The sequence below is a fragment of the Ruminococcus turbiniformis genome (assembly GCF_020687545.1).
GTDB classification, from domain to species: Bacteria; Bacillota; Clostridia; order Lachnospirales; family Lachnospiraceae; genus Mediterraneibacter; species Mediterraneibacter turbiniformis.
The window spans coordinates 23,478-43,330 of sequence record NZ_JAJEQX010000025.1; the positions used below are offsets into that span (position 1 = coordinate 23,478).

The 19,853-nt window shown below is 52.0% G+C and carries 14 protein-coding genes; 2 read left to right on the plus strand and 12 right to left on the minus strand.

The window, feature by feature from the left end; genetic code table 11:
* The first annotated feature begins 1 nt into the window (after window position 1).
* Together LKD70_RS13030 and LKD70_RS13035 are read left to right on the plus strand one after the other, a co-directional pair.
* Window positions 2-661 carry an SdpI family protein gene (locus tag LKD70_RS13030; RefSeq protein ID WP_227708403.1) on the plus strand — a complete coding sequence of 220 codons (660 nt, stop codon included), beginning with the start codon at window positions 2-4 and terminating at the stop codon, window positions 659-661.
* Between the two features lie 162 nt (window positions 662-823).
* On the plus strand, window positions 824-2,815 hold the full coding sequence (locus LKD70_RS13035; protein ID WP_227708404.1) for a glycoside hydrolase family 31 protein: 1,992 nt from the start codon (window positions 824-826) through the stop codon (window positions 2,813-2,815).
* Between the two features lie 130 nt (window positions 2,816-2,945).
* Here the strand turns inward: LKD70_RS13035 and aspS are convergent, their stop codons facing one another.
* From aspS to LKD70_RS13095, 12 genes are all read right to left on the minus strand, one after another.
* Complete coding sequence (gene aspS, locus LKD70_RS13040) at window positions 2,946-4,754, minus strand: aspartate--tRNA ligase (protein WP_227708405.1); 1,809 nt, start codon at window positions 4,752-4,754, stop codon at window positions 2,946-2,948.
* Window positions 4,747-5,997 carry a histidine--tRNA ligase gene (gene hisS / locus LKD70_RS13045; protein WP_227708406.1) on the minus strand — a complete coding sequence of 417 codons (1,251 nt, stop codon included), beginning with the start codon at window positions 5,995-5,997 and terminating at the stop codon, window positions 4,747-4,749. The genes aspS and hisS overlap by 8 nt, the downstream gene beginning before the upstream one ends.
* A 53-nt stretch (window positions 5,998-6,050) precedes the next feature.
* A complete protein-coding gene (gene hemZ, locus LKD70_RS13050) occupies window positions 6,051-7,511 on the minus strand; it encodes a coproporphyrinogen dehydrogenase HemZ (RefSeq protein ID WP_227708407.1) in 1,461 nt (486 codons plus the stop codon).
* A 102-nt stretch (window positions 7,512-7,613) separates the two neighbouring features.
* The gene (locus tag LKD70_RS13055) at window positions 7,614-8,237 is read right to left on the minus strand and encodes an MBL fold metallo-hydrolase (RefSeq protein WP_227708408.1); all 624 of its coding nucleotides are present in this window, start codon (window positions 8,235-8,237) and stop codon (window positions 7,614-7,616) included.
* A 39-nt stretch (window positions 8,238-8,276) separates the two neighbouring features.
* Window positions 8,277-10,580, minus strand: a complete 2,304-nt coding sequence (locus tag LKD70_RS13060; RefSeq protein WP_227708409.1) for a RelA/SpoT family protein — start codon at window positions 10,578-10,580, stop codon at window positions 8,277-8,279.
* Window positions 10,581-10,815: 235 nt separating this feature from the next.
* Entirely contained in the window at window positions 10,816-12,540 is a 1,725-nt protein-coding gene (gene recJ, locus LKD70_RS13065) for a single-stranded-DNA-specific exonuclease RecJ (RefSeq protein WP_227708410.1), read from the minus strand.
* A 240-nt stretch (window positions 12,541-12,780) separates the two neighbouring features.
* Entirely contained in the window at window positions 12,781-15,129 is a 2,349-nt protein-coding gene (secD, locus tag LKD70_RS13070; protein ID WP_227708411.1) for a protein translocase subunit SecD, read from the minus strand.
* A 16-nt stretch (window positions 15,130-15,145) separates the two neighbouring features.
* Window positions 15,146-16,552 carry a thioether cross-link-forming SCIFF peptide maturase gene (scfB, locus tag LKD70_RS13075; RefSeq protein WP_227708412.1) on the minus strand — a complete coding sequence of 469 codons (1,407 nt, stop codon included), beginning with the start codon at window positions 16,550-16,552 and terminating at the stop codon, window positions 15,146-15,148.
* A gap of 132 nt (window positions 16,553-16,684) precedes the next feature.
* Window positions 16,685-16,828: a six-cysteine ranthipeptide SCIFF gene (gene scfA, locus LKD70_RS13080; RefSeq protein ID WP_072524833.1), complete on the minus strand. Its 144-nt coding sequence runs from the start codon at window positions 16,826-16,828 to the stop codon at window positions 16,685-16,687.
* Between the two features lie 88 nt (window positions 16,829-16,916).
* Entirely contained in the window at window positions 16,917-17,318 is a 402-nt protein-coding gene (locus LKD70_RS13085) for a TIGR04086 family membrane protein (protein ID WP_227708413.1), read from the minus strand.
* Window positions 17,319-17,504: 186 nt separating this feature from the next.
* Window positions 17,505-18,047, minus strand: a complete 543-nt coding sequence (gene spoVT, locus LKD70_RS13090; RefSeq protein WP_227708414.1) for a stage V sporulation protein T — start codon at window positions 18,045-18,047, stop codon at window positions 17,505-17,507.
* An 85-nt stretch (window positions 18,048-18,132) separates the two neighbouring features.
* A complete protein-coding gene (locus LKD70_RS13095) occupies window positions 18,133-19,764 on the minus strand; it encodes a Na/Pi cotransporter family protein (protein ID WP_227708415.1) in 1,632 nt (543 codons plus the stop codon).
* Window positions 19,765-19,853 lie beyond the last annotated feature (89 nt).

Sequence of the window (19,853 nt, forward strand, 5' to 3'; positions counted from 1 at the left end):
TATGAAAAACGTGAAAACATACGGAAAGACTGTTATTATCACTACGCTGATCACTCTGCTTCCAATTGTGATCGGCCTGATACTCTGGGACCGGCTGCCGGATACCATCGCCACCCACTGGGGCGCAGACGGGGAGGCCAACGGCTGGTCTGACAAGGCGCACGCCGTCTTTTTCCTGCCGTGTATGCTGGCAGTGATCCATCTGATCGCAGCCGCAGTTGTCCTTGCCGATCCGAAGAGGAAAAATATACACAGAAAACCGATGATGCTGACACTCTGGATCGTGCCCGTCATCTCACTCATTACCAACGGCAGCACTTATGTCATTGCCCTGGGCGCGGATCTTAATATGAGCGTTTTCCTCTGCCTTGTAATCGGAATCGTCTTTATCCTGCTGGGCAACTACATGCCGAAGCTTCAGCAGAATTATACCGTGGGGATCAAAGTTCCCTGGACGCTCAACAGCGAGGAAAACTGGAACCGCACCCACCGGCTGGCAGGCAAGATGTTTGTCCTGGGCGGCATTATCATTGCCGTCAGTGGTTTCATCAGCACATTTGCCGGGGACAGCGCCGTGTTCCTCGTCATGGTTGCGATCGCAATTATCTGCTGTCTGATTCCGGCCGGATATTCCTTCTGGCTTTTCAAGAAAGGAATATAGCAGGATTCTGCAATATTTTTGCAGTATTATGCAAGTCCTCCTTTTGAAAAAGCATTATAATACAATTCATACAGTGTACAGCGCAGCCCCTCCCCGCAAAAGCACTCCTGGAGGGGCTTTACACGTAAAACAGCATGCACAGATTCACAAGGAGGAAGCATCATGGTACGAAAATTTATTTACGGAACACCATTTGAGACGGAAGCAGTCACCGCCGATATTCCTGTGGAAAACGGTTCTCCCGCATACGGGGAACTCTGCACGGAAAACGGGTTTGGCTTCCGCTATATTATGGAAGACGACGATATTATATACGGGCTGGGCGAAGCAAACAGGGGCATCAACAAACGGGGCTACTGCTACACAAGCTGGTGCACGGATGATCCGAACCACACAGAGGACAAACATTCACTTTACGGCGCGCATAATTTTCTCATCGTATCGGGCACGCAGACGTTCGGCCTGTTTTTTGACTATCCGGGGAAAATCACCTTTGATATCGGCTATACCAAGTCAGATACTCTGGATGTGTTCTGCGACTCGGCTGATCTCGCTCTGTACGTTATAGACGGCACGGATCCATACGACATCGTAAAACAGTTCCGCCGCATCATCGGCAGAAGCTATATTCCGCCGAAATTTGCCTTTGGTTTCGGGCAGAGCCGGTGGGGGTACAAAACGCCGGATGACTTCAGAGAAGTGGCGGATAACTACCGCAACCGACACCTCCCCCTGGATATGATCTATATGGATATCGACTACATGGATTCCTACAAGGACTTTACTCTGAACGATGATTTCCGTGATTTTCCGGAATTTGTACAGGAAATGAAAGACCGGAATATCCGGCTGATCCCGATCATCGACGCAGGCGTCAAGATCGAGGACGGGTACAGCGTATACGAGGAGGGCGTGAAAAACCGCTATTTCTGCCAGAGAGAGGACGGCAGCGATTTCGTGGCGGCAGTATGGCCAGGTGATACCCACCTGCCGGATGTGCTTAACCCGGAGGCGCGGAAATGGTTCGGGGACAAATATCGTTTTCTCACAGATCAGGGAATCGAAGGGTTCTGGAACGATATGAACGAACCCGCCATCTTTTACTCAAAAGAAGGTCTTGCTGAGGCGAAAGAGCTGGCGCGCAGCTTTTCGGAAGAATCAGGCGGAGAAGCCGGCGTGTGGGAGATGGGGAACAAGCTCGCTTCCATCGCCAACAGCGAGGAAGACTACAGACGGTTCTTCCACAGAATCGGAGACAAAAAAGTCCGCCACGACAAAGTTCACAACCTGTTCGGATTCAATATGACAAGAGCTGCCTCGGAGGCATTTGACCGCATCGATCCTGAAAAACGTTTCCTCATGTTCTCCCGCTCCTCCTACGTCGGAATGCACCGGTACGGCGGCGTGTGGACCGGAGACAACAAATCCTGGTGGTCCCACATTCTCCTCAATCTGAAGATGATGCCGTCGCTTAATATGTGCGGCTTCCTCTATGCCGGAGCAGATCTCGGCGGATTCGGGGATAACACGACAAGAGATCTTCTGCTGCGCTTCCTGGCACTTGGCGTATTCACTCCGCTGATGCGCGACCACGCGGCTGCGGGCACAAGAGAGCAGGAGTGCTACCGCTTTGAGCACACGGAAGATTTCCGCCATGTGCTCGGCGTAAGATACCGGCTGCTGCCTTACCTGTACAGCGAGTACATGAAAGCGGCGCTCACCGACGACATGTATTTCAAGCCGCTCTCCTTCGTCTGGCCGGATGACCGGACAGCGCGGCGCATCGAAGACCAGCTCGTGATCGGAAATGAGATCATGATCGCCCCTGTCTATGAGCAGAACGCAGACGGCCGCTACGTCTATCTTCCGGAGGATATGAAATTTATAAAATTCCTTCCGGACGGCACCATCTCGGAAGAGATGCGCAGCCGTGGAGTCCACCGCATTGACGTGGCACTCAATGAAGTCCCGCTCTTTGTCCGCTCCGGGAAATGCATCCCTGTGGCGGATGCAGCCGAGTGTGTGGCTGACGTAGACAGTACCCGCCTGAACATGATCGGATTTGAAGGTGCAGAATATACGCTCTACGACGATGACGGAATCCATAAGGATTACGATCTGGAGAAGAACTGCAAGGTTCTGAAGATGGAATAAATCATAAAATAATCAATGGAATAACCTCCGGAACCATTACCGGAAAACAACTTAAAAAGGCGTCCTGTCAGACTTTTGTTTTTCCGTCTGATAGAACGCCTTTTCATTAATACTCTTCTTAATTCTATTCTTAACGTTCTTCCTGATTCTCTTCTTCTGCCGCTACTTCAAGTCCCAGCTCTTCCAGCTGTTTTTCATCAGCCGGCGTGGGAGCTTCAGTCATAAGGCAGGATGCGTCTTTGATCTTCGGGAATGCGATCACATCGCGGATGCTGTCCTGTTTTGCCATCAGCATAACGAGACGGTCAAGGCCGTATGCCAGTCCCGCGTGCGGCGGTACTCCGTACTTGAATGCATCTAACAGGAAACCGAACTGGCTGTACGCCTGCTCCTTCGTAAATCCAAGCGCCTCGAACATCTTCTCCTGAATGTCGTTCTGGTGGATTCTGACGCTTCCTCCTCCGATCTCGTTTCCGTTGAGCACGATATCGTACGCTTTCGCGCGCACTTTTCCGAGCTCGCCCTGCTCAAGAAGCGGCAGGTCCTCTTCCATCGGCATTGTAAACGGATGGTGCATGGCAAGGAAACGTCCCTGCTCATCGCTCCACTCAAACTGCGGGAACTCGGTAATCCACACGAAACGGTACTCGTTTTTGTCCAGAAGATCAAGCTGCTTTGCCAGCTCCACACGAAGCGCTCCAAGCGAATCCCACACAACTTTGTTCCTGTCCGCCGCGAAGAGAAGCAGGTCGCCCGGCTCTGCATTCATGGCCCGAATCAGGTTCTGCATCTCATCATCGCTCATGAATTTCGCGAAGGAGGATTTCACCGTACCGTCCTCCTGAACCGCCGCATAGGCGAGTCCTTTTGCGCCGTAATCTTTCACAAAGGCAGTCAGCTTGTCGATCTTCTTTCTCGGCATCGCCCCCTGTCCTTTTGCATTGATGCCGCGCACACTTCCGCCGTTTTCGATAGCGCCGGTGAAGACGCCGAAACCGCATCCCTTCACGGTATCGGTCACATCAACAAGCTCCATACCGAAACGCAGATCCGGCTTGTCAGAACCAAAGCGGTCCATCGCCTCCTGCCATGTCATTCTCTGGATCGGAAGCGGCACATCCACGTTCAGCACTTCCTTGAACAGTTTCGCCAGATATCTCTCATTTACATCGATCACGTCGTCCACGTCCACAAAGGAGAGCTCCATATCGATCTGGGTAAACTCCGGCTGACGGTCCGCGCGCAGATCCTCGTCGCGGAAGCATCTCGCGATCTGAATATAGCGGTCAAACCCGGAGCACATCAGAAGCTGTTTGTAAAGCTGCGGAGACTGGGGCAGTCCATAGAAGCATCCCGGATGGATACGGCTCGGCACAAGGTAATCCCGCGCGCCTTCCGGCGTTGTCTTTCCGAGCATGGGCGTCTCTATTTCAAGGAATCCTTCCCCGGAAAAGAACTGGCGCGTGAATGTCATAACCTGGCTCTTCATCACCATATTTCTCTGCAGATCCGGTCTTCTGAGGTCAAGATAGCGGTACTTTAAACGGACTTCTTCCTTTGTCTTTGAGTTTTCTTCGATCTGGAACGGCGGAGTCAGCGATTCGGAAAGAATGCGCAGTTCACTCGGGATCACCTCGATCTCTCCTGTCGCGATCTTGTCATTGACCGCTCCGGAGCGCATCGCCACTTCCCCGGCAACCGCAACCACATATTCCGAGCGCAGAGACGCTGCCTTTTCAAGAAGCGCCGCGTCCGTCTTTCCCTCTTCAAACACAACCTGGATGATGCCGGAACGGTCGCGGACATCCACGAACACAAGTCCGCCCTTATTTCTGTTTTTCTGCACCCATCCCATAACCGTTACTTTCTCGCCTGCATTTGCGGCGGAAAGCTCACCGCAGCGGTGGGTTCTCTTAAGTCCCTGCATTGATTCAGCCATTGTACACCTCCGTAATCTCTGTATATCCCTGTTCTGCAAGCTGTTCCTTCTGGAACTTCTTGTTCTTCTTCATATTCACAATCATTACCTGATTTCCGGCAGCGCGCTCCGCCTTTGCCTGGGAGAGCACTTCCAGAAGCTTCTCGGAAGAGAGCTTCTTCTCCAGAAGATATGCTTTCTTTGGTCTGCTTGTCGGCACCTGGTATCCGCGCTCCAAAAGCAGCATGACGATACGCTCAAATCCGATGGAAAATCCGACTGCCGGCGTATCCTGTCCGGTAAATTTTCCGATCATCTCGTCGTAGCGTCCGCCGCCGCCCACGCTGCCGCCGAACTCGTCCATGGAGATCTCGAAGATCGTCCCCGTATAGTAGGACATGCCGCGCACAAGAGTAGGATCAAACTTCATACGGAAATCCGCCTCTTTCTCCTGCTCCACAACAGTGATGATCATTTCCAGTGCATCCGCCGCTTCAGGCGCAAGATAGCCCTGTAATTTCTCTTTACAAGCACGGACGCCTTCCACATCGTCCGTAATCTCTTCAAAAAGCTTAAGATACTTTTCCACCGACTCCTGCGCATATCCGTTCTCCTTTAACTCTGCCGCAACGCCGTCCAGACCGATCTTGTCCATCTTGTCGAGTGTAATGAACACGCTGTCATAGTCCTTCTCCTCGAATCCGCTGTATGCCGCCATGGCCTTTAAGAAACGTCGGTCATTGATGCGGATCGTGAAGTTGTGGAAATCCAGCTTGCCAAGCAGTGTCGTCGTAGCCAGAATCAGCTCGATCTCCGCCAGATTCGTAGGCTCGCCGAGAATGTCGATATCGCACTGCATAAACTGACGGAAACGCCCTCTCTGGGGCCGGTCCGCTCTCCACACATTTCCCATCTGGAGCGCCTTAAACGGAGACGGCAGCTCGTTTGCGTGGTTGGAATAATAACGGGAAAGGGGAACCGTCAGATCGTAGCGCAGACCTCCATCCACAAGATCCGCCTCCTCTTTCGCCTCATCGATTTTCAGCTTCTCGCCTCTCTTGAGTATTTTGAAAATCAGTTTCTCATTATCTCCGCCCTGCTTGCTGCAAAGGTTCTCAATGTGCTCCACACAGGGCGTCTCAATCGACGAGAACCCGAATGTCTTATATGTGTCCTTGATCAGGCTGATGACATAATCTCTGACCTCCATCTCAGAAGGCATCATGTCCTTCATGCCTGTAACCGGCTTCTTTTTCAGCGCCATACTCTTACTCCTTTCTTCATCCGCCGCAGCACTCTTCCTGCGGTGCTGCGGAATCATGCCACGCCCCAGCGGTGCTTTCTCTCTATCATCTCGTCAATCCGGCTGATGTACTCACTGATATTTTTCACGTTTTCCGCCCGGACCAGATTGACTTCTTTTCCGCCCTCAAGCCGGATCGGTTCATCAAGCAGTATCTTTGTTGATGCCCCGGCCCCCGCCGCGAGGATCGTCTGTTTTTCTTCCATAATCAGTATATTGTATATTCCGGCTTTGTCAAGTTCTGCGTATCCCACATTTTCAAAATTCCCGGCAATATTTTTCTGCCGGTACAGGTAATAGGGCACAAGTCCCATCTGGCGGGCACACGCATATGCCTCATCCACCATAGCCGTAATCTCCGCTTGGAGATCCGCCGTGCGTCCCTCCTGACCGAACCTTGCCGCCCGCTTGATGGCAAGCGCATGGACAGTAAGGCTGTCCGGCCGCATCTTATGAATCCGGCTCAGCGTATTCTTCATGTCGTCCACAGTCTCCCCGGGAAGTCCGGCGATCAGATCCATATTGATATTGTCAAACCCGCGTTCTCTCGCCAGATAGAAAGCTTCCTCCGTCTGCGCAGCCGTGTGCCTGCGCCCCACCAGATCCAGCGTCTTCTGCTGCATCGTCTGCGGGTTGACGGAGATCCTCGTGACAGGATACTTCCGGATTACATCGAGTTTCTCCCTCGTGATACTGTCCGGCCTTCCCGCCTCCACAGTAAACTCCAGCACTCCGGACAGGTCAAAGTTCTCCGCGATTGCCCCCAGCAGCCATTCCAGCTGCTCCGGCTCAAGCGTGGTCGGCGTCCCGCCGCCAATGTAGACCGTATCCGGCCGTCTTCCGGACAGGCGGGCGCTCTTCCCCATCGCCGCAAGCTCTTTCACAAGCGCGTCCATATATCTGTCCACCCGGTCTTTCCACTGCCCGATGGGCGAGGAACTGAACGAACAGTAGGAACACACGCTTGGGCAGAACGGGATTCCCGCGTAAAGACTGAATCCCTTCTCGCAGTCAAGGCGGGAGAGAAGGTTCATCTCCCGCGCCGCCACCTCGGAGGCAAGCTTCGCCTTACTCTCACTGACAAGATATTTCTCCCTCATATGACGGGCGGCTTCCTCCTCTGTGGCGCCCATCTCCAGCTGCTCCATCGGAATCTTCGTAGGCCGCACGCCGGTGAGCGTCCCCCAGGCAAGCTCCTGGCCCGTACTCTCACAGAGGAACTGATACAGCTGCCTTGTCACTTCCCGCTTTACAGCCTGCTCCTTTTCCTCCTCTGTGGCAAAGCTCTGCTCAAATGTCCTCTCCACATCCGCAGACGCAATGGAAAAGCAAGACCCTCCCGGCATCTTTACTGCCACGAGAGGTTCCTGCTTTTCGTCCACATGCTGTATGATCTCTTCCCCCGGAAAGAATGATTTTACAATATGATATACGTTATATGTGTATTTGTTTTTTCTGCACGACGTCTCAATCATCGCTTATGTCCCATGCTTTCTTTTTCCTGACTGTGCGGGTCTCCCTGTGGCTGCAGGACAGGAGAGAGCCGCGCCGCTTCTGCAATAACACACTCCCGCGCATCACAGAAAGGGGTTGTACTTTTTCTCATATCCGATACTCGTCTCGTCCATATGTCCCGGATATACTTTTGTCTCATCCGGAAGAGCAAAGAGCGTTTCCTTTACGGAGCGCACCAGTTCGCTCATGCTGCCTGTCGGAAGATCTGTCCGTCCCACTGACGCGTGAAACAGCGTGTCTCCGGAAAAGAGCACCTTCTCCTCCGGGAGATAATAGCAGCACCCGCCGGAGGTATGCCCCGGCGTTGCAAGCACGCGGATTTTCAGACCGGCAATCTCAATCTCCTGCCCGTCCCGAAGCCCCTGCGCGTCTTCAAATGTAAAAGGCCGTCTGAGCAGGGAGCCCGAAGAGTTAAGTCCTGCGTCCGCAAGCATCGGCAGTTCTTTCTCCAGCGCATACACCGGAACGCCGTATTCTCTCTTCACTTCATTAAGCCCCATGATATGGTCAAAATGTCCGTGGGTCAGAAGCACGGCCTGCGGAGTATATCCGCCGTCTTCAATACGCTCCTTCAGATCCGTCCGCCACGCGCCCGGATCTACAAGGAAGCATTCCTTTTTCTCTTTATTCTTCACAATATAGCAGTTCGTCCCCACCGGGCCGACCACTACTGTCTCAATCTTCATCACTGTCTGTCTCCTTAAGTTTCGCCGCGTTTTGCGCGCTTATCCTGTCGTTCTCTCGATGTCGATCACGCTCTCAAGCTGCCGGAGCTTCTCAATCACACTGTTCAGCTCATCCCGTCCCTGGACAATAAAGCCCATATCGATCGTCGCGGTTCCCTTCTTGCTCGTGCGGACATTCATGGACTTCACATCGATCTTTGCCTCTGTGAAGATCCTGCTGATATCCATCAGAAGGCCCTGCCTGTCGGACGCATACATCTTAAGCTCCGCGAGATACTGTCCGCCGCCTTCTGTCTCGGAGGTATCTTCCCACTCCGCGTCGATCAGGCGTTCCCTCTCCGCATCCGAGAGATGCAGCATATTGATGCAGTCTGTCCGGTGGATGGACATGCCGCGCCCCCGTGTAACAAAGCCGACAATCTCATCTCCCGGCACCGGATTGCAGCACTTGGAAAAGCGCACCGCCATATCATTGATCCCTTTGACCACGATGCCGCTCTTTGACTTGGCAATGTGGACTGTCCGGCTGTTGGCCTCCGAGATTTTCTCAAGAATACTCTCATCCGTAATCTCTTTTCTGTGTTCTTTCTCATGCTCTTCCAGAAGCCGGTTCACCACCTGGCCTTCCTTTAAGCCGCCGTGGCCGATCGCTGCAAGAACTGCGTCCCAGTCGCGGAATCCGTATTTCTTCTGCACAACCTGCTGGTATTTCGGTTTCAGGATATCCGTCAGGTTGATGGATTTTCCGCGGCAGTATGACATGATCAGCTCTTTGCCCCGTATGATATTGTCCTCTTTAAACTCCTTTTTAAACCACTGGTTGATCTTATTCTTCGCCTGCGTGCTCTTGACGATATTGAGCCAGTCACGGCTTGGTCCCTTGGAGTTCTGGGACGTCAGAATCTCGATTCTGTCCCCGTTCTGTATCTTATAGTCAATGTTGACAAGCTTGCCGTTTACCCGGGCGCCCACCATCTTGTTTCCGACGGCGCTGTGAATGGCATAGGCGAAATCCACAGGTGTGGAACCGTTCGGCAGGTTTTTCACATCCCCGTTTGGAGTGAAGCAGTAGACGTCCTCCGCAAACAGATCCAGATCGCCCTTCAACAGACTTAAAAACTCCCGGTTATCCGACATGTCTCTCTGCCATTCCAGAATCTGTCTGAGCCAGTTCAGCTTCGCCTCCTGAGCCTCCATGCTCTTCGCCGCATCCGCGCCCTCCTTGTATTTCCAGTGGGCCGCGATACCGTATTCCGCCGTTTTGTGCATCTCTTCCGTGCGGATCTGTATCTCAAAAGGCTGTCCCGACGGCCCCATAAGCGTCGTGTGAAGCGACTGGTACATGTTCGGTTTCGGCATGGCGATATAGTCTTTAAAACGCCCCGGAATCGGGGTGTACATCTCGTGAATCACGCCAAGCGCCGCGTAGCAGTCTTTCACCGTGTCCACGATGATCCTCACGGCGAACAGATCGTACACCTGATCCAGCGTCTTGTTCTGATTCACCATCTTTTTGTATATGCTGAAAAAGTGCTTCACGCGGCCGTAAACCTTCGCACTGATATGTGCGTTTTTCATATGTTTCGACACTTCCGCCACGATCTGCTGAACAAATTCCTCCCTCTCGGTCTTCCTCTCGTTCAGGTCGTGAACAAGCTGATAGTACACGTCCGGCTTCCAGTATTTGAGCGACAGGTCGTCAAGCTCTGTCTTGATCTTGGATATACCGAGCCGCTGGGCGATGGGCGCGTAGATGTCCATCGTCTCTCTTGCTTTCTCCTGCTGCTTCGCCGGCGTCATAAACTCCAGCGTACGCATGTTGTGAAGCCGGTCCGCCAGCTTGATGATAATGACGCGGATGTCCTTTGCCATGGCGAGGAACATCTTTCTTAAATTCTCCGCCTGCACTTCCAGCTTATCCTGCGCGTAACTGAGCTGGCCGAGTTTTGTCACGCCGTCCACAAGGAGGGCAACTTCCTCTCCGAACTCTCTTGTGACATCCTCGAGCGTCATATCTGTATCTTCCACCGCGTCGTGAAGCATACCCGCGACAATGGTCTCTTTATCCATCTCCAGATCCGCGAGAATAATCCCCACCCAGAGCGGATGGATGATATACGGTTCGCCGGACTTTCTGACCTGGTCTTTGTGCGCTTCGCGGCCGGTCTTATATGCCTTCTCGATCATCGAGATATCTGTGGAAGGGTGGTATTTTCTCACTCTGGCGACCAGTGCCTGGTAAAGTTCTTCGGGGTCCTGATAATCCTCGGGTGCTTTCACTGCATGGCCGTCCACAATTTCCAAATTCTTGTTGAGCTGTTCATATTCAAGCGTCCCAGCCATATTATCTCCCCCTTTTCTCTGAATTTTCTTTACTGTATGGCGCCGCGCATCCGATGCGCCTTATGTTTTTCTGATATCATGATATTCTAGTATATCATTATTTTCCTGTTTTTCAAACATTTTTCTGCAAGGCTATGATAATTCCGTATCCGTTCGGCCCTCACCATTCGCCAGACCGTACTTACATACTTACTGCATCCTTGCCGCTTCTTTGCATATATAGCGGCAGGCAGCTTTACGGCTGAACCGGCAAATAATTCACGATTGTAAGCTGCAGCGTCCTCCGCCCCATATATTCATTGACAGACGGATAATAGGTAAAGGACATGACCGGATGCTCTTCCATCGCCTGCAGGCACGCCTGCACATCCCCGAAATAAACCGCCTCCATCTGGTTTCCCTGTTCGTCCTGCAGCCGGCATTTTAAGACATTGCGGTTTTTTCCGAATATCCTCGGGCTGATGACTCTTAAGTTTCTCTCCGCGAACAGAGGCTTCGTGTTTCCCTTGCCAAAAGGTTCCAGAAGCTCAAGTTCCTCCACAAGATTCTCTGTGATATAGGGGAAGGGCAGCCGCATGTCAATGGACACCTTCATCTGAAGATCTTCCTCGCTCAGGTTTTCCAGCTCATTGATCCTCTTCCGGAAAAGATCCACATTCTCCTCTTTCAGAGACAGCCCGGCAGCCAGTTTATGTCCGCCATACTTTGTAAAAAGCTCTCTGCATTTCGTCATATTCTCGTACATGTCGTAGGCCTCAATGGAGCGTCCCGAGCCCTTCACGCCGTCCTCTGCCTTTGTCAGCACGAAAACCGGCCTGTAATACCGCTCCCGTATCCGCCCTGCGATAATGCCGGCGATGCTCTCATGACAGTCCGGAAGATAGACAACAAGCACATGATCCCCCTTAAGCGAAGTACTCTCGATCATCTGCACCGCTTCCTCCACGCCCCGTTCTGTCATCTCCTTGCGGCTGTCGTTTAACGCCTTTAAGTCCTCCGCCAGCATCACTGCCTCTCTGCGCGTCTTCGCGTTCAGAAGTTCCAGCGCTCTCTTTGCCGTGTCCAGCCTGCCGCTGGCATTGATGCACGGACCGATGACAAAACCGATGTGATACGCGTTCAGCCGCTCCACATCCACTCCCGTACACTCGATCAGCGCCTTTAATCCGGGGTTTTTCGTCCTTTTGAGCATCTCAAGCCCCTGCTTTACAAAGATCCGGTTCTCCCCGTTTAAATCCATCACGTCGCCTACTGTGGCGATGGCCACGTTTTCCATCAGATCATCCAGGTCTTCCGGATCTCTCTGCATGACATTGCACAGCGCCTCGATGAGCTTATACGCCACCGCAGCTCCGCACAGCCCTTTAAAAGGATAGTCACATCCCGGCTGGTGCGGATCTACTACGGCGTCCGCCGGGGGAAGAAGGTACTCCCGCTCTCCGTCTTCTTCTATGAAGGGAACCTGATGATGGTCCGTCACGATCACGGTAAGCCCGTTCTTCTTTCCATAGGCGATCTCGTCCGCCGCCGCGATTCCGTTGTCGCAGGTAATGATCGTATCGATTCCGTCGTCAAGAGCGCGGTCGATCAGATCGATGTTCAGCCCGTATCCGTCCCTGATCCGGTCCGGAATATCCGTATCCACGTCCGCGCCAAGCTCCGTGAGTCCTCTCTGCAGAATGTACGTGGCGTTCACCCCGTCTATGTCATAGTCTCCGATCACACGGATGCGCTTTTCTTCCCTGATCTTCTCGACAAGAATCTCAACGGCACGGTCCATATCGCGCATAAGCATTCCGTCGCAGAGATCCGCGATCGTGCCGTTTAAATAAAGGTCAATGGCCTCCTCCCCGATCACATCCCGGTTCCGGATAAGCCGCGCAAGAATCGGAGAAATGTGGTACTTCTCCGCTATCTGATTAAAATCCGCTTTTTTCATGGTGATAAACCATCGTTCCATCTCTTCTGTACCTCCCGGGGCTTCCTGCTCCTTACGCCCCTTCCGGACTCATCAGGCCCGTATTGTCTCACTTCTGATATCATATCACGCGGGAGACTTCCCCGCCATACAAATCTCACTTCGCCAGACTTATGGCCCGGGCAAGACCGGGCTTTAGCTCGTCGCCTGTACAAAAACCCGGCTTCTGCGTCTTCTGGCAGAGCCGGGTTTCCGGATATCTCATATGTCGTTTTTTATTTATTACTTTCTCTTCTTTTTGTTTTTCCTGTTTTTCTTCACGCTGTTCCCCGCGCTGCCGGCAGAAACACCGTTTCCGGACTCCGCGCTAAGAAGAGCCATCTCTGTCTCTCTTGCAGCCGCATCTGTCCGGATCTTCATCACATACCACAGAGCTCCTGTAATGCACACCGATGTGTAGGCTCCGCAGGCAATACCTACCATCAGCGGCGCCGCGAACTCTTTGATCGAGCTTACTCCAAGCACATAGAGGAACACAACCATGATAAACGTTGTCAGGTTTGTGTAAATGCTTCTCGTCAGTGTCTGAGTGATGCACCGGTCGACAAGCGTCTTCAGCGACTCATCTCTGGCCTTCACCTTCAGCTCCTCGCGAATACGGTCGAAGATGACGATCGTCGCATTGATCGAGTAACCGACAATCGTCAGCATACATGCGATAAATGTACTTCCCACAGACACTCTCGCAATCACATAAAACGCAAGGACTACAAGCACATCATGTACAAGTGCGATAACCGCGCTGGTAGCAAACCGGATGTCCTTAAACCGGAACCAGATATACAGAAGCATGCAGATCGTAGCGATGACGACTGCCACAACTGCGTCCATGCGCATTTCAGAGCTTACAGTAGAACTGATATTCTCATAGGTAATCTCCCCTGTCACATTATAATTCTCTGTCATATACTGACTGAATGCCTCACGTTCCTCCAGATCAAGCGTCTGTGTCTTAAATACAACTTCGTTCGACGCTTCCACTGTCTGCACCTGGATATTGTTGTCGCCGGTGATCTCTTCCAGATCCGGAATCATCTCGCTGTCGACTTCATCCAGTGTGTATGCCTGGTCAAACGCCACGGTAGTGGAAGTTCCTCCCACAAAGTCGAGGGCGTAATTCATGGCGCCGATCCCCCGTGCGTGGTTCACTCCCATGAACACAAATCCGCTCAGGCACATCACAATTGATATAACAAAAAACGCTTTCCTTTTTCCGAGGAAATCGATCGGCTTTCTCGCCGCCTTTTTCCTTCCGTACAGCTTTTCACTTCGGATGCCGACTGCATAGATAGAATAGATGATCACTCTTGTAATCACAAGAGCAGTAAACATGGACACTACGATACCAAGCGCAAGTGTCTGCGCGAATCCGCGGACGCTGCCGCTTCCTCTGAGCCACAGTACTGCCGCCGCAATGAGAGTAGTCACATTTCCGTCGATGATGGCGGACATGGCCTTGTGGAATCCGGCATTCAGAGAGCTTCTCACCGTATGTCCCGCGGAAAGTTCCTCCTTCACACGGGCAAAAATAATCACATTGGCATCCACGGCCATTCCAATACCCAGGATGATACCTGCAATACCCGGCAGGGTCAGTGTAATGTCAAACGCATTTAAGAGCACCAGAATCAGTCCCGTGTAGAACACAAGGGCAATGCTGGCTGCCAGACCCGGAAGCAGATACACAAAGCACATAAACACGCAGACGATCACAAGACCGATGGCGCCTGCCAGAAGGCTCGTGCTGACGGCTTCCTCACCCAACTGCGCACCTACGACTCTGGAGCTGATCTCCTCGAGCTCTACGTTCAGTCCGCCCACACGGATGGTGGACGCCAGGTTGTCCGCCTCTTCAAAGCTGGACATTCCCGTAATCTGAGCCTGTCCGTTTCCGATCGGCTCCTCCACATTCGGAACGCTGATCAGCTCTCCGTCGTAATAGATGGCGATGCTGTCTTCCCCGTTGTCGTAGGCTTCCTGTGTGGCGTCGGCAAACTTTTCCGTTCCCTCATCGTTAAAGGTAAGTTCCACCACGTACTGAGCCGCGCCGGTATTCTGATCGCTGTACGTTCCCGCGCTGGCATTCGCCACGTCGGAACCGGACAGTACGATCGAGCCGTCTTCCTGAAGCTCTTCGATTGTCTTCGTCAGCTCATAGGCTGTCCCGTCTGCATTGATCGCATAGTTCTCTGTATCATCACTTCCGTAATGTTTGATAAAATACAGAGATCCCGGCTGTCCCAGATCCTTCAGTATCTCATTGGCGTCCTGGATACCCGGAATCTCAATGCTGATGCGGTTGTCCCCTTCCTGATACGCCTGTGCTTCCGTGCTGTACTGCTCCACACGCCTCTGCATCTTGTATACTGTGTCATCCATATCCTCCTGGGAAGGCGTCTCTCCTTTGACCTGATAGGTGATGCTGACACCGCCCTCCAGGTCCAGACCCAGATTGATATTTCTGGCAGCTCCCATCCCGTCAGAGTCCAGTCCGTGAATCGTAGTCACTCCCAGAAGAACCATGACGGCAGCCACAAGAATCAGGCTCAATATCCCTTTGCTTTTCTTCATGACTCAACGTCCTTTCTTATTCCGCGGCCCGCATATCAGCCAGCGCCGCTTTTATCATAATCGCGCATTCAACACGCTTGCGCTCCATCTCACAGCTCACCTCGTATGTATCGTTGATCGTGTGATGGAATTTATAAGAGTTTGCCATGCAGCCGCCGCTGCAGTAAAATCTGGCAAAACATTTTCTGCAGCTTTCCTTTGAATACACGCTGCATCCGCGGAATTCATCCGCCAGCTCCGGCTTCGTGATTCCCTCGTCCACATTTCCCATGAGGAACTCTTCCTGTCCCACGAACTGGTGGCACGGATACAGGTCTCCCCACGGAGTCACCGCCAGATACTCGGTTCCCGAACCGCAGCCTGAAAGCCGCTTGGACACACAGGGACCGCCCTCCAGATCGATCATAAAGTGGAAGAATGTAAATCCTCTTCCTTCCCTCTCCCGGTCTACCATGATCTTCGCCAGTTTGTCATACTCCTCAAAAATCGCCGGAAGGTCTTCCTTTCGGATCGCATACGGATCCGTGTCGTCTCCCACGACCGGTTCGATGGAAATCTGCTCGAATCCCAGCTCGGCAAAGTGCAGCACGTCATTGGAAAAGTCCAGGTTGTTTCTCGTAAATGTGCCGCGGATGTAGTATTTCTGCTGCTTTCTGCTCTCGGCAAGTTTCTGGAACTTCGGCACGATCAGATCGTAGCTGCCTTTGCCGTTCCGGAACGGTCTCATTTTGTCGTTGACTTCCTTTCGTCCGTCCAGACTCAGCACGACATTATCCATTTCGCGGTTTAAAAACTCCTGAATCTCATCGTTTAAAAGCACGCCGTTTGTGGTAAGCGTAAACCGGAAATGCTTGTCATGGATCTTTTCCTGCTCCCGGCCGTATGCCACCAGGTCTTTTACAACCTGCCAGTTCATCAGCGGTTCTCCCCCGAAGAAATCCACCTCCAGGTTGCGCCGCTTCCCAGAATTTGCAATCAAGAAGTCCAGCGCCTTCCTTCCCACTTCGTAGGACATCAGCGCCCTGCGGCCGTGGTACTCGCCCTCCTCGGCGAAACAGTATCTGCACGCCAGATTACAGTCATGCGCGATATGAAGGCACAGCGCCTTGACCACTGTCTTTCTCTGTTTTACCTCGCCGATGAAATCTTCATATACATCCCGTGTAAACAGCCTTCCCTCTTCCGTCAGAGTGATGACCGCCTCCAGAATATCTCTGATATCTTCCTTCGCGTATTTCTCTCCGAATTCCTTCCCGAGATATGCGGCGGTTTCCGGAGCCTTCAGCGTCTCCGCCGTATGAAATTCATTCTGTCTCTCCAGCGCTCCGATCACATCGTATGCCTCTTTATCAACCACATGGACAGCACCGCTGTTCACGTCGAGAACAATATTATATCCGTTGTTCTGATACAGATGTATCACATGAGTACCTCTCTTTCCTTTTTCCTGCTCACAAGCGGGCGCTCTGTCTGCGGGTACGCAACATGCATAAGGCAGCGGCCTTATACGACCGCTGCCTTTCCCCCTTGTTCTCTTGTGCCTGCGATTCTATTCTTACTTTCTGTTTTCGCAGGTCTGATTTCCTACTGTGCATGATGTCTTGCAAGCAGACTGACATGAAGTCTGGCACTCGCCGCATCCGCCTTTTTTCACTGTATTGTTTAATGTCTGTGTATTTAATGTCTTAATGTGTTTCATGAGCTGTCCTCCTACCTGTTTCATATTTGCTCGTTTGCTCGTAACATTATATCACAGGCACGGACGTTTTTAAAGCCCTTTTTTGCTTTTACGAAACCATGCCTCCGAGCATTCCGCCTCCCGCGCACAGAAGAAACGAAGTCGCCAGACTGACCGGTTCCGCCTGCAGGGAATGATACACTCCCAGAGAGATCAGCATAAGAAGCACAAAATAGACCGCTCCCGCAAGAAGTCCCCACAGAAACTTTCTCACCTTCATCAGCTTGCCCAGCACGAACCCGCCGGAAAACGTAGAGATCACATAGATCAGTATGATTCCCGCATTCACATTCTCTTCGCTCAGTCCGGCCTTGTAGAGAAGCAGCGTCAGTACAAGGAGAAGAATCCCCGTTACAATGTAAGCGCAAAGAAGCGCCTTTACGATCCGCAGCGCCACCCTGTCGGCTCCCGGTCTTTCCGCTTCCGGCCGTCCGCCCGATTTTCCTGCCATATCAGTTTTCCTCCCGAATTCAGACCTGTCTGTTGATACCGTTCACGGAACCCGCCGCCTGAAATCACCGGAAGTGCCAAAAGGCACATTCCGGGATTGTAAGCGGCGGATGTTTTCCGTCTGATAAAGCATATGTTTGTCCGGGCATGTTTATGACTATCCGGCGCCGGAATTCCCCGTCTCAGTTCACCCCATCTGCCGTCCAAGGAAATCGGCGGCACTGTACGCCACCCTCTGCTCCACCTCTCCGAACTTTTTTCTGTCATCCCGGTTAAGAAGAACGACAGAGCCGATCACATCTCCCTCACAGATAATCGGACAAATCGCTTCGTCCTGATATTCCTTCATATCCGGTGTTATCTTTATATAGGAGGAATCACTGCTTTCCGCAAGTACCTGGCCTCTGTTCCTCAGAAGCTGTTCCAGCTCCCTGCAGATAAACTGATCCTGCAGGTCTTTCTTCCCTGTTCCCGAGGCCGCAATCACCTGATCCGTATCCGTAATGCACACCGTACACCCGAGTGTCTGGGAGAGGCTCTCTGCATACAGCTTTGCCAGTGTTCCCAGCTCACCGATGGGAGAATATTTTTTCAGTATGATCTCTCCCTCTCGGTCCGTAAAAATTTCCAGCGGGTCCCCCTCTCGGATACGGAGCGTTCTCCTGATTTCCTTCGGAATGACGACACGCCCCAGATCGTCAATTCTTCTCACAATTCCTGTCGCTTTCATATAAAAAACCTCCGTTTTACAAACATCTGCACAAATCACTTTTTTCTGTCATTAAATGTAGTATCTGTAAAACGAAGGTTTTTATTCAGTTCATCTCATTGTACTGCTCCGCGATATTGAGCATATGGTCTCCCATTCTCTCAAAGTCCGTGAGGACCTCCGAAAAGACGATTCCGCTCTGCGGCTTGCATTTTCCTTTTTTCAGGCGCTGCATCTGCTTTTTCAGATATTTGTCTCTCATACCGTCTGTCTTCTGTTCATACACAACCGCCTGACTGAGCACCTTCTCGCATTCCGCCGGTTCCGTACTCCGGATGTTGTCCAGCGAGGCGAGAGTCTGCTTTTTCATCTCCTCGAGTTCTTCCAGCACATTGTCGGAGAACCGAAGATCCCACTTTTTCATATCATCCGCATATTCCGCAATATTCACCGCATGATCGCCGATCCGCTCCAGATTGCTTATCACCGTATAATATCCGTTTATTTTCCGGGAATCTGCGGCATTCTGCTCACCGGCCATAAGCGAAACGATATACTCCGTAATTCCCTTGTTAAGGAAATCAATATATTCTTCTCTCTCTTCGACTTTTTTCCTGGCCTTTTCATTATAACTGATCAGTGTGTCAAAAGCGTCCCGGATATTTTTTGATACCATATCGATCATCCGCTCCGTCTCCTCTCTTACCTGAGAAAGCGCGACCGCACTGTTTCCTATGGCATAGGATGACTCAAACGGCCTTATATATTTCAGACGAAGCTCTTCATCATCGTCTTTCTTGCTGTCAGGCAGGATTCTCTCTGCCGCCTTCGCCATATAAGAACCAAAAGGCAGAAGAATCAGCGTCGTGACAATGTTGAATATCGTATGCGCGTTTGCGATCTGCGCCACCGGATCTCCGGGTGTAAGCGACTCTACCCAGTCCACATAGGCCGGTACGGTAATACACAGCGTAGTAAAAATCGTCGTTCCTATGATATTAAACATCAGGTGGATAATCGTCGTTCTCTTCGCGTTCACCTTCATCCCGATCGATGCAAGCACCGCCGTGATACATGTACCGATGTTCTGCCCGAACAGAACATACACCGCGCTTGAAAGCGGGATCATCCCGGTTGCCGCCAGCGCCTGAAGGATGCCTACCGACGCGGAGGAAGACTGAATGATCGCGGTAAATACGGCTCCTACAAGAATACCGAGGAACGGATTGCTGAACTCTGTCATCAGACTGAGAAACGCCTCTGATTCCTGAAGCGGCTCCATCGCTGCCCCCATCATATCCATTCCCATGAAGAGAATTCCAAGCCCGGCAAGGATGCTGCTGATATGGTGTACCTGTTCACTTTTCACAAACATCATTGCCCCGACGCCGAGGATGGCAAAAAGAGGCGCAATCGCCCCGATGTCAAGCGCGATGAGCTGTCCGGTGATGGTTGTACCGATATTGGCACCCATAATGATCCATACAGCCTGCTTCAGCGTCATAAGACCGGAATTTACAAATCCCACCACCATAACCGTCGTCGCAGAGGAAGACTGAATCACAGCTGTGATTCCCGCACCGACAAGCACACCCTTGATCCGGTTGGAAGTCAGTTTTTCCAGAATTGATTTCATCTTGTTTCCTGCGGCAGCCTCCAGCCCCGCGCTCATCATCTGCATTCCATACAAAAACAGGGCAAGTCCGCCCAGCAAAGCGAGTAAATCCGCTATTCCCATTCCTTTTCTCCTTTGTAATAAACACTGCCGGTTCTTGGTTTTCAGAATCATATTCTTTCTCTCAAAAGAAAAGAACACGCTGTTTTTAA